Genomic DNA, 9203 nt, shown 5'->3' on the forward strand with positions numbered 1-9203 from the left:
CCCGGAATGCGCGAAACGCGCCCCTTTCCAGGGAACGCGCTCCACGCGGGGTCGGCGCCGAGGTCAGCGGACGACCGCCAACTCCCGTTCGCCGTCCGGGCGCTCGGGGCCAGAGGAGCCGGCCTGGCGCGGGACCCCGGCGCCCGCGCCGGAGGCGTCCCAGCACTCCACCCCCCGCAGATCCGGCATCCGGTCGCGGGTGAAGACCGGGTCCAGGCCCGCGCGCCGCTGGGCGACGTAGTCGTCCAGGAGGCGGAAGGCAATGGCGCCGAGGGGGAGGATGGCGAGGATGTTGACCAGGGCCATGAAGCCCATGAACACGTCCGCCAGGTTCCACACCACGCTCACCGAGCCGAGCGCCCCGAGGAACACCACGACCAGGACGAGCGCCCGGTAGCTCGGCAGCACCCACTTCTTGCTGGTCATGAAGCCGATGTTGGACTCGCCGTAGTAGTAGTTCCCGATCATGGAGCTGAAGGCGAGCATGAAGACGACCAACGTCAGGACGTGACCGGCCCACCCGCCGAGGGCGTGCGTCAGCGCGTTCTGGGTCAGGTCGGCGCCCTGGCGGCCCGACAGCTGCGGGTTGGTCGTCAGGATGATGAACGCGGTCATCGAGCACACCAGCAGCGTGTCGAAGAAGACGCCCAGCGACTGCACGAGCCCCTGCTTGACGGGGTGCGAGACCTCCGCCGTGGCACCCGCGTTGGGGGCCGAGCCGAGGCCCGCCTCGTTGGAGAACATGCCGCGCCGGATGCCCTGCTGGATCGCCGCGCCGAGCGCGCCGCCCGCGACCTCGCGGAAGCCGAAGGCCCCGCCGACGATGTCGGCGAACACCCGCGGCACATCACCGATGTTGAGGGCCACGACCGCGAAACCCAGCAGCAGGTAGACGACCGCCATGACCGGCACCAGCCACTGCGTCACCGTCGCGATGCGCCGCACGCCACCGAAGATCACCAGGCCGAGGAGCAGGACGAGGCCGAGGCCGACGAGCTTGGGGAACCAGGGCTCGTCGCCGCCCGCGACCGACCCGGAGGCGACGGCCGCGATCGTGTTGGACTGCACCGCGTTGAAGACGAAGCCGAAGGTCACCGTGATGGTGACGGCGAACAGCACGCCCATCCAGCGCTTCCCGAGCGCCTTCTGCATGTAGTAGGCGGGCCCGCCGCGGTACGTACCGGTCTCGCCGTTGCGGACCTTGTACAGCTGCGCGAGGGCCGACTCGACGAACGCGGAGGCGGCGCCTATGACCGCCATCAGCCACATCCAGAACACCGCGCCCGCGCCGCCCAGGGTGATGGCGGTCGCGACACCGGCGATGTTGCCGGTGCCCACGCGGGCGGCGGCGGAGATGGTGAACGCGCCGAAGGACGAGACCTGCTTGCCGCCGTCCTCGGCCGTGCCCGCCTTGCCCTTCAGTACGCGCAGCATCTCGGGGAGGAGCCGGATCTGCACGGCCTTGGACCGGATGGTGAAGTAGAGGCCGGCGCCGACGACGAGCGGGATCAGCAGATAGGTCCAGAAGTGATCGTTCACATCGACGATCAGGGAGTCCAGGGCGTTCACAGGCAGGCGTCCTCGGAGTCGGGTCGGTCGGGTCGACGGTTGTTCGAGCGGCGCTCGACGTGCCGGCGGGTCGACCAAGCATGGGATCGGCTCGGCTCTGAGCTCACGAAAGTATCGCCGGGGGGCGAAATCCCCGGAAAGGGACTTTGGTCACTTGTCTCGCGCGAATTGGCGCACAGGCGCGACCCGGCGGAACGGGACGCGCGGAAACGCCGTCGGGGCGGCACCCGCGAAGGGTGCCGCCCCGACGTTCAGGACGGTCGATCAACCGGAAACCGGTCGATCAGAAGTCCATGTCACCGCCCGGCATGCCGCCGCCGGCCGGGGCCGCGGCCTTCTCCGGCTTGTCGGCGATGACGGCCTCGGTGGTGAGGAAGAGCGCGGCGATGGAGGCCGCGTTCTGCAGCGCGGAGCGCGTGACCTTGGCCGGGTCGATGATGCCCTCGGCGACCAGGTCGACGTACTCGCCGGTCGCGGCGTTGAGGCCGTGGCCCGGGGTCAGGTTGCGCACCTTCTCCACGACGACGCCGCCCTCGAGGCCGGCGTTGACCGCGATCTGCTTCAGCGGGGCTTCCAGGGCCAGGCGCACGGCCTGGGCACCGGTGGCCTCGTCGCCCTCGAGCTCCAGCTTCTCGAAGACCGAGACGGTCTGGAGCAGGGCCACGCCACCGCCGGCGACGATGCCCTCCTCGACGGCCGCCTTCGCGTTGCGCACGGCGTCCTCGATGCGGTGCTTGCGCTCCTTGAGCTCGACCTCGGTCGCGGCACCGGCCTTGATGACGGCCACGCCGCCGGCCAGCTTCGCGAGGCGCTCCTGGAGCTTCTCGCGGTCGTAGTCCGAGTCCGAGTTCTCGATCTCGGCGCGGATCTGGTTGACCCGGCCCTGGACCTGCTCGCTGTCACCGGCACCGTCGACGATGGTGGTCTCGTCCTTGGTGATGACGACCTTGCGGGCGCGGCCGAGCAGGTCGAGACCGGCGTTCTCCAGCTTGAGGCCGACCTCCTCGGAGATGACCGTGCCACCGGTGAGGATGGCGATGTCGCCGAGCATGGCCTTGCGGCGGTCGCCGAAGCCCGGGGCCTTGACGGCGACGGACTTGAAGGTGCCGCGGATCTTGTTGACGACCAGGGTCGACAGAGCCTCGCCCTCGACGTCCTCGGCGATGATCAGCAGCGGCTTGCCGGACTGCATGACCTTCTCCAGCAGCGGGAGCAGGTCCTTCACGCTGGAGATCTTGGAGTTGACGATCAGGATGTACGGGTCGTCGAGCGACGCCTCCATACGCTCCATGTCGGTCGCGAAGTACGCCGAGATGTAGCCCTTGTCGAAGCGCATGCCCTCGGTGAGCTCCAGCTCGAGCCCGAAGGTCTGCGACTCCTCGACGGTGATGACGCCTTCCTTGCCGACCTTGTCCATCGCCTCGGCGATGAGCTCGCCGATCTGGGTGTCGGCGGCGGAGATGGAGGCGGTGGAAGCGATCTGCTCCTTGGTCTCCACGTCCTTGGCCTGCTCGAGCAGCTGGGCGGAGACGGCCTCGACGGCGCGCTCGATGCCGCGCTTGAGGGCCATCGGGTTGGCACCCGCGGCGACGTTGCGGAGGCCCTCCTTGACCAGGGCCTGGGCCAGGACGGTCGCGGTCGTCGTGCCGTCACCGGCGACGTCGTCCGTCTTCTTCGCGACCTCCTTGACCAGCTCGGCACCGATCTTCTCGTACGGGTCCTCGAGCTCGATCTCCTTGGCGATGGACACACCATCGTTGGTGATCGTGGGGGCGCCCCACTTCTTCTCGAGGACGACGTTCCGGCCCTTGGGGCCGAGCGTGACGCGGACGGCGTCGGCGAGCTGGTTCATCCCGCGCTCGAGACCGCGCCGTGCCTCCTCGTCGAACGCGATGATCTTGGCCATGTGAAGTGGTCCTCCCGGACGGGGTGGGCTCTCCGGACCGTGTGGCGCCCGCGACGGACGGCCTGCGCGCCTGATGGTTCCTTGCCCCACCCGGCCCGCGGGCCTCACCGACCCGGTCCTTCGTTGTCACTCTCACTGTCAGAGTGCTAACGCAATGATTAGCACTCTGCCCCAGAGAGTGCAAGCGCCCCGAAGGGGCTTCGATAAGGGGCGGTGGTCGGGCGACGGGCGGCCGCAAGCGTCCCGAAGGGGTCCGACCGCCCCCCTACGCCCCCCCGAACAGAAGGAGGGCCCGCCCCTGTCCGGGGCGGGCCCTTCACGCTCGCTGTCAGTCGGCGCGTACTAGCTAGCCGGCTACGCGGACCATGTCCGCCTGCGGCCCCTTCTGGCCCTGCGAGATCTCGAACTCGACCCGCTGACCTTCCTCGAGGGTGCGGTAGCCGTCCATCTGAATCGCGCTGTAGTGCACGAAGACGTCCGCACCACCGTCTACCGCGATGAAGCCGTACCCCTTCTCCGCGTTGAACCACTTGACGGTGCCCTGAGCCATCCCAAACTCCCCTATTGCTGGCCCTTGCGCAGGACCGCACTTCGCGGACCCGGGTCAGACCTCACCCCGTACCACGGGCCGGGGTGTGCGCCGGAACGCGTCGACCGCGGCTGAATGTATCTGCATGGATGCCGTCTGCAACAGGTCTATCCGACGAGAATTCTGGCCGCTGCCGATCGGCAATTCCCGTGCAATCAGCGGGAATTGGGGGCAACTCGGGCCGGGCATAGCGGATCAACCCGACAAATCGCAGGCACAGTTGGGGCGCAAGTTGTCGGGTCTCATATGCAGTCGGCATGAACGCCGGAGGATGATCGCCTCAACTGTACCGCGCTCAACAACGTGGAACTGCCCCCTCCGCTTCTCTCGCGGAGGGGGCAGACCCCCATACTCAAGGTTGTTGAGTTTTTGTCAGCGGCCGCCGGGTTCCGGTCAGCAGCCGCCCGCGACCGCCGGGATGATCGAGACGCCCGCGCCCTCCGGCGTCGCCGTCTGCAGGCCGTCCTCGAAGCGCACGTCGTCGTCGTTGACGTAGACGTTCACGAAGCGGCGGAGCTTGCCGGAGTCGTCCAGCACGCGCGCGGCGATGCCGGGGTGGTTCTTCTCCAGCGATTCGATGACCTCGGCGAGGGTCGCCCCCTCGGCGCTCACCTCGGCCTGCCCGCCGGTGTAGGTGCGCAGGATGGTCGGGATACGGACGTTGACGCTCATACGGAGCCACCTTCGGTGCGAACGAGTTACGGGAAGGGTCGGTCGGAGGTCGGCCGCGCGCCCGCGGCCGGGGCGTCAGCCCGCGAGGCCGGCCTGGCGGAACGCGTCGAGGCTCGGGCGGATCGTGGCCGTGGGCCCCGTGGTCGGAGCGACCGCGTCCAGCGTCTTGAGGCCGTCGCCGGTGTTGAGGACCACCGTCTCGGCCGCCGGGTCGAGTTGACCGGTCTCGATCAGCTTGCGCAGCACGCCGACCGTCACCCCGCCCGCGGTCTCCGCGAAGATGCCCTCGGTGCGCGCCAGCAGCTTGATCGCGTCGACCACCTGCTCGTCGGTGACGTCCTCGACCGCGCCGCCCGTGCGGCGGCAGATGTCCAGCACGTACGGGCCGTCGGCCGGGTTGCCGATGGCCAGCGACTTGGCGATGGTGCTCGGCTTGACCGGGCGTACGACGTCGTGGCCGTCCTTGAAGGCGCGGGAGACCGGGGAGCAGCCCTCGGCCTGGGCGCCGAAGATCTTGTACGGCCGGTCCTCGACGAGGCCGAGCCCGACGAGCTCCTTCAACCCCTTGTCGATCTTCGTGAGTTGGGAGCCCGAGGCGATCGGGATGACGAGGTTGTCCGGCAGCCGCCAGCCCAGCTGCTCGCAGATCTCGTAGGCCAGCGTCTTGGAGCCCTCGGCGTAGTACGGGCGGAGGTTGACGTTGACGAAGCCCCAGCCCTCGCCGAGCGGGTCGCCGATCAGCTCGCTGCAGAAGCGGTTGACGTCGTCGTACGTGCCCTCGATGCCGACGAGTTCACCGCCGTAGACCGCGGCCATGACGACCTTGCCCGCCTCCAGGTCGTGCGGGATGAACACGCACGAGCGGAGGCCGGCGCGCGCGGCGGCGGCGCCGACCGCGCCCGCCAGGTTGCCCGTCGAGGAGCAGGATAGGGTGGTGAAGCCGAAGGCGCGGGCGGCCTCCAGGGCGATGGCGACGACCCGGTCCTTGAAGGAGTGGGTCGGGTTGCCGGAGTCGTCCTTGACGTGCAGGCCGCCGGTGACGCCGAGTTCGCGCGCGAGGTTGTCGGCCTTGACGAGCTTGGTGAAGCCGGGGTTGAGGTTCGGCTTGGTGGCGACGTCCTCGGGGACCGGCAGCAGCGGGGCGTACCGCCAGATGTTGTTCGGGCCGGCCTCGATGCGCGCGCGCAGCGCCTCGGGGTCGCCGGTCGGCAGGTCGTACGCGGCTTCGAGGGGGCCGAAACAGGACTGGCACGCGAAGATCGGGGCGAGGTCGAAGCGCTCCCCGCACTCGCGGCAGGACAGCGCGGTGGCGGGCCCGAGCGAAACGGATCCGGTGGTGCTTGCAAGAGTATGCACAGCCATGGAGGCGAGGCCCTTTCTCCTCATCTTCCTCGCGGCGCATCTCGCCGCGAGACGGAATTGGCACCTTCCCTAGCCGGGAGCCTCGCCTTGGAAAGTGCGAGACCGACTGGAGGGTTGCCGGGGCTTCAACGGGCCGTTTCCCTCTGCCCCTCTGGATGAGCGGTATGACGCCGGATAAACCAACCGAGCGTGTTTTTCGCGCAGATCCCCCGACGTGCAGCGGACACGTGCGCTGTTCAAGACTGTAACGGAAGGCACGGACGGTGGAGGTAGTCGTCCGAAGCGCGAGATGGATCACAAGGGTCGTGTGGATCGCGGGGCCACATGCATCCTGTGGCGGGTCCCCCGTCGGTCTCCGACACCTTCGATCCCCCAGACATCCGAGGGAAGAGGAGCTGCCTGTGCTGGAAGAGGTGAAACGCTGGCTGGAACGCCGTTCCTGGTCGGCCGACGACCGTCCGCTGGACCGGCTGCTCGCCGCGAAACGCCAGGCAGGGCCCGCGGGGTCCGTCAGCGTCGTGCTCCCCGCGCTCAACGAGGAGGCCACCGTCGGCGCGATCGTCGAGACGATCCGCCGCGAGCTGATGACGGAGGCCGTGCCGCTCGTCGACGAGCTGGTGGTGGTCGACTCCGGATCCAGCGACCGTACGTCCGAGGTGGCGGCCGCCGCCGGGGCGCGCGTCGTGCACCGCGACACCGTCCTGCCGCGGCTGCCCGCGCTGCCGGGGAAGGGGGAGGTGCTGTGGCGGTCGCTGCTGGTGACGCGCGGCGAGATCGTCGCCTTCGCCGACTCCGATCTGCGGGAGTTCAAGTCCCGCTTCGTATCCGGCATCCTCGGGCCACTGCTGACCGACCCCGAAGTACACCTGGTCAAGGCGATGTACGACCGCCCGCTGGGCACGAGCAGCGAGCAGGGCGGGCGCGTGACGGAACTGGTGGCGCGGCCGCTGCTGAACCTGCACTGGCCGCTGCTCGCGGGTTTCGTGCAGCCGCTGGGCGGGGAGTACGCGGTGCGGCGCTCCCTGCTGGAGCGGCTCGCCTTCCCCGTCGGCTACGGGATCGAGCTGGGGATGCTCGTCGACTCCCTCGACCTCGTCGGGCTCGACGCCCTCGCCCAGGTCGACGTCGGCGTCCGCTTCCACCGGCACCAGGACGGGCAGGCGCTGGGGCGCATGGCCGCGACGATCTACCGCACGGCGCAGGTGCGGCTCTCCCGCGGGCACCTCGTCCGCCCGGTCATCACCCAGTTCGACCGCACGGAGTGCGGCTTCGAGCCCACGGTCCACGAGGTCCCCTCGGAGGAGCGCCCACCGATGCTCTCGATCCCCGAATACCGCCGCCTACGGGGCACCCCGGAAGCGGGCCGGGTAGTGGCCTGAAACCCCTCCGTTCCGGTGTGGGCAGGCGTTCCGCAGGGCGGAACGGGTGGGCACACCGGAACCCGCACCCGGCGCACGGGCTTCGCCACCCACCGGACCGGCGCCGCGCCTGAAGCGCACCAGGCCGCCGGGCCTACAGGTTTCATGGGCGGGTACGGCCCGGTGGCCGCACGGGGCCTGGGCCCGGTTTGAGGGTGGGTGGTTGTGGCTAGGCTGGCTGGCATGGTCGGTGTGCAGCGCGCCCAGGTCCTCGTCGCGTCCAACCGCGGCCCCGTCTCGTACACCCTCGGAGAGGACGGCACGCTCGGTGCCAGGCGGGGCGGTGGCGGGCTCGTCTCCGGCCTCTCGGCCATCGGCCCGGACGCGGACGCCCTGTGGGTGTGCGCGGCGCTCGGCGAGGGCGACCGGGAGGCCTCCCGCCGCACCGGCTCGCGCCTGGCCCCGGACGACACCGGCGGGCAGCGCGTCCGGATGCTCGACATCGACCCCGAGGTGTTCACCGCGGCCTACAACGGGATCGCGAACTCGGTGCTCTGGTTCGTCCACCACATGCTGTACCAGACGCCACTGGAGCCGGTCTTCGACGCGGAGTTCCGCGCCCGCTGGGCGGCGTACGAGGCCTACAACGCGGCCTTCGCCGACGCGCTCGCCGAGGACGCGGCCCAGCGCGCGGCCGTCCTCGTGCAGGACTACCACCTGTGTCTTGTCCCCGGCATGCTCCGGCGCCGCCGCCCCGACCTGCGCATCGCGCACTTCTCGCACACGCCGTGGGCGCCCGTGGACTACTTCCGGCTGCTGCCCGACGACATCGCGCGGCAGCTGCTGCGCGGCATGCTCGGCGCGGACCGCGCCGGGTTCCTGACCCAGCGCTGGGCCGGGGCCTTCGCGGAGTGCGCGGCGCGGGTGCTCGGCGCGGGGACTTCGGCCGCGGCCGGGCACGTGGGCGTCGTACCGGCCGGGGCCACGCCCGCGGCCGTCACGTACGAGGGCCGTACGACGCGGCTCGGGGTGCACGGGCTCGGCGCGGACGCGGACTTCCTGCGGGAGCGGTCCCGCCGCCCGGACGTGGACGAGCGGATGGCGGCGCTGCGCGAGCAGATCGGCGGGCGGGACCGGCGGGTGATCGTGCGGGTGGACCGCACCGAGCTGTCGAAGAACATCGTGCGCGGGCTGCACGCGTACGAGCAGCTGCTCACCGACCATCCCGAGTGGCACGGGCAGGTCGTGCACGTGGCCTTCGCGTACCCCTCCCGGCAGGATCTCGCGGTCTACCGGGAGTACACCGAGGAAGTGCGGCGGGTCAGCGAGGCGATCAACTCGGCGTTCGGGACGGAGGCTTGGACGCCGGTGATCCTGCACGTCAAGGACGACTTCGCACGGTCGCTCGCCGCGTACCGGCTGGCGGACGTGGCGCTGGTGAACCCGATCCGGGACGGGATGAACCTCGTCGCGAAGGAGGTTCCGGTCGTCTCGGACGAGGGGTGCGCGCTCGTGCTGTCGCGGGAGGCGGGGGCGTACGAGGACCTCGGCGAGGACGCGATCGTCGTCAACCCGTACGACGTGACGGGGACGGCCGCCGCCCTCCACGAGGCGCTCTCCCTCAGGAACGGCGAGCGCGCCGAGCGCTCCAAGCGCCTCGCCGCCGCGGCGACGGCCCTCCCACCGACCCGCTGGTTCCTGGACCAGCTCGACGCCCTGCGGGCGGGAGGCTAGCCCCGCCCGAAAG

Annotated in this window: 7 protein-coding genes and 1 riboswitch; of the genes, 2 read left to right on the forward strand and 5 right to left on the reverse strand. The window is 70.3% G+C overall.

What is annotated here, in order from left to right; translation table 11 throughout:
* Positions 1-63: 63 nt before the first annotated feature.
* The 5 genes from AOK16_RS11235 to thrC all read right to left on the reverse strand — a co-directional run bounded on the left by AOK16_RS11235 (position 64) and on the right by thrC (position 6098).
* Positions 64-1569, reverse strand: coding sequence for an alanine/glycine:cation symporter family protein (locus AOK16_RS11235; protein ID WP_055472112.1), 1506 nt, complete (start codon positions 1567-1569; stop codon positions 64-66).
* A 283-nt stretch (positions 1570-1852) separates the two neighbouring features.
* Positions 1853-3475, reverse strand: a complete 1623-nt coding sequence (groL, locus tag AOK16_RS11240) for a chaperonin GroEL (RefSeq protein WP_055472113.1) — start codon at positions 3473-3475, stop codon at positions 1853-1855.
* Positions 3476-3821: 346 nt separating this feature from the next.
* Positions 3822-4025 (reverse strand): cold-shock protein, encoded by a 204-nt coding sequence (locus AOK16_RS11245; RefSeq protein ID WP_003986833.1) that lies wholly within the window; start codon positions 4023-4025, stop codon positions 3822-3824.
* Between the two features lie 432 nt (positions 4026-4457).
* Complete coding sequence (locus tag AOK16_RS11250) at positions 4458-4736, reverse strand: ubiquitin-like small modifier protein 1 (RefSeq protein ID WP_055472114.1); 279 nt, start codon at positions 4734-4736, stop codon at positions 4458-4460.
* Positions 4737-4811: 75 nt separating this feature from the next.
* Positions 4812-6098, reverse strand: coding sequence for a threonine synthase (gene thrC, locus AOK16_RS11255; protein ID WP_055472115.1), 1287 nt, complete (start codon positions 6096-6098; stop codon positions 4812-4814).
* Between the two features lie 17 nt (positions 6099-6115).
* Positions 6116-6260: riboswitch (SAM riboswitch) on the reverse strand.
* A gap of 239 nt (positions 6261-6499) precedes the next feature.
* On the opposite strand from thrC, the gene AOK16_RS11260 reads away from it, so the two are divergent.
* Entirely contained in the window at positions 6500-7477 is a 978-nt protein-coding gene (locus AOK16_RS11260; RefSeq protein ID WP_055472116.1) for a glucosyl-3-phosphoglycerate synthase, read from the forward strand.
* A gap of 222 nt (positions 7478-7699) precedes the next feature.
* Positions 7700-9190 (forward strand): alpha,alpha-trehalose-phosphate synthase (UDP-forming), encoded by a 1491-nt coding sequence (locus tag AOK16_RS11265; RefSeq protein WP_055472117.1) that lies wholly within the window; start codon positions 7700-7702, stop codon positions 9188-9190.
* Positions 9191-9203: the final 13 nt, after the last annotated feature.

The organism is Streptomyces pathocidini (assembly GCF_001418495.1).
Classification (GTDB): Bacteria; Actinomycetota; Actinomycetes; order Streptomycetales; family Streptomycetaceae; genus Streptomyces; species Streptomyces pathocidini.

Bases quoted from the DNA above. Each gene is read 5' to 3' on its own strand.
- groL (WP_055472113.1), bottom strand. From the start codon at position 3,475: ATGGCCAAGATCATCGCGTTCGACGAGGAGGCACGGCGCGGTCTCGAG.
- AOK16_RS11265 (WP_055472117.1), top strand. From the start codon at position 7,700: ATGGTCGGTGTGCAGCGCGCCCAGGTCCTCGTCGCGTCCAACCGCGGC.
- AOK16_RS11245 (WP_003986833.1), bottom strand. From the start codon at position 4,025: ATGGCTCAGGGCACCGTCAAGTGGTTCAACGCGGAGAAGGGGTACGGC.
- AOK16_RS11250 (WP_055472114.1), bottom strand. From the start codon at position 4,736: ATGAGCGTCAACGTCCGTATCCCGACCATCCTGCGCACCTACACCGGC.
- thrC (WP_055472115.1), bottom strand. From the start codon at position 6,098: ATGGCTGTGCATACTCTTGCAAGCACCACCGGATCCGTTTCGCTCGGG.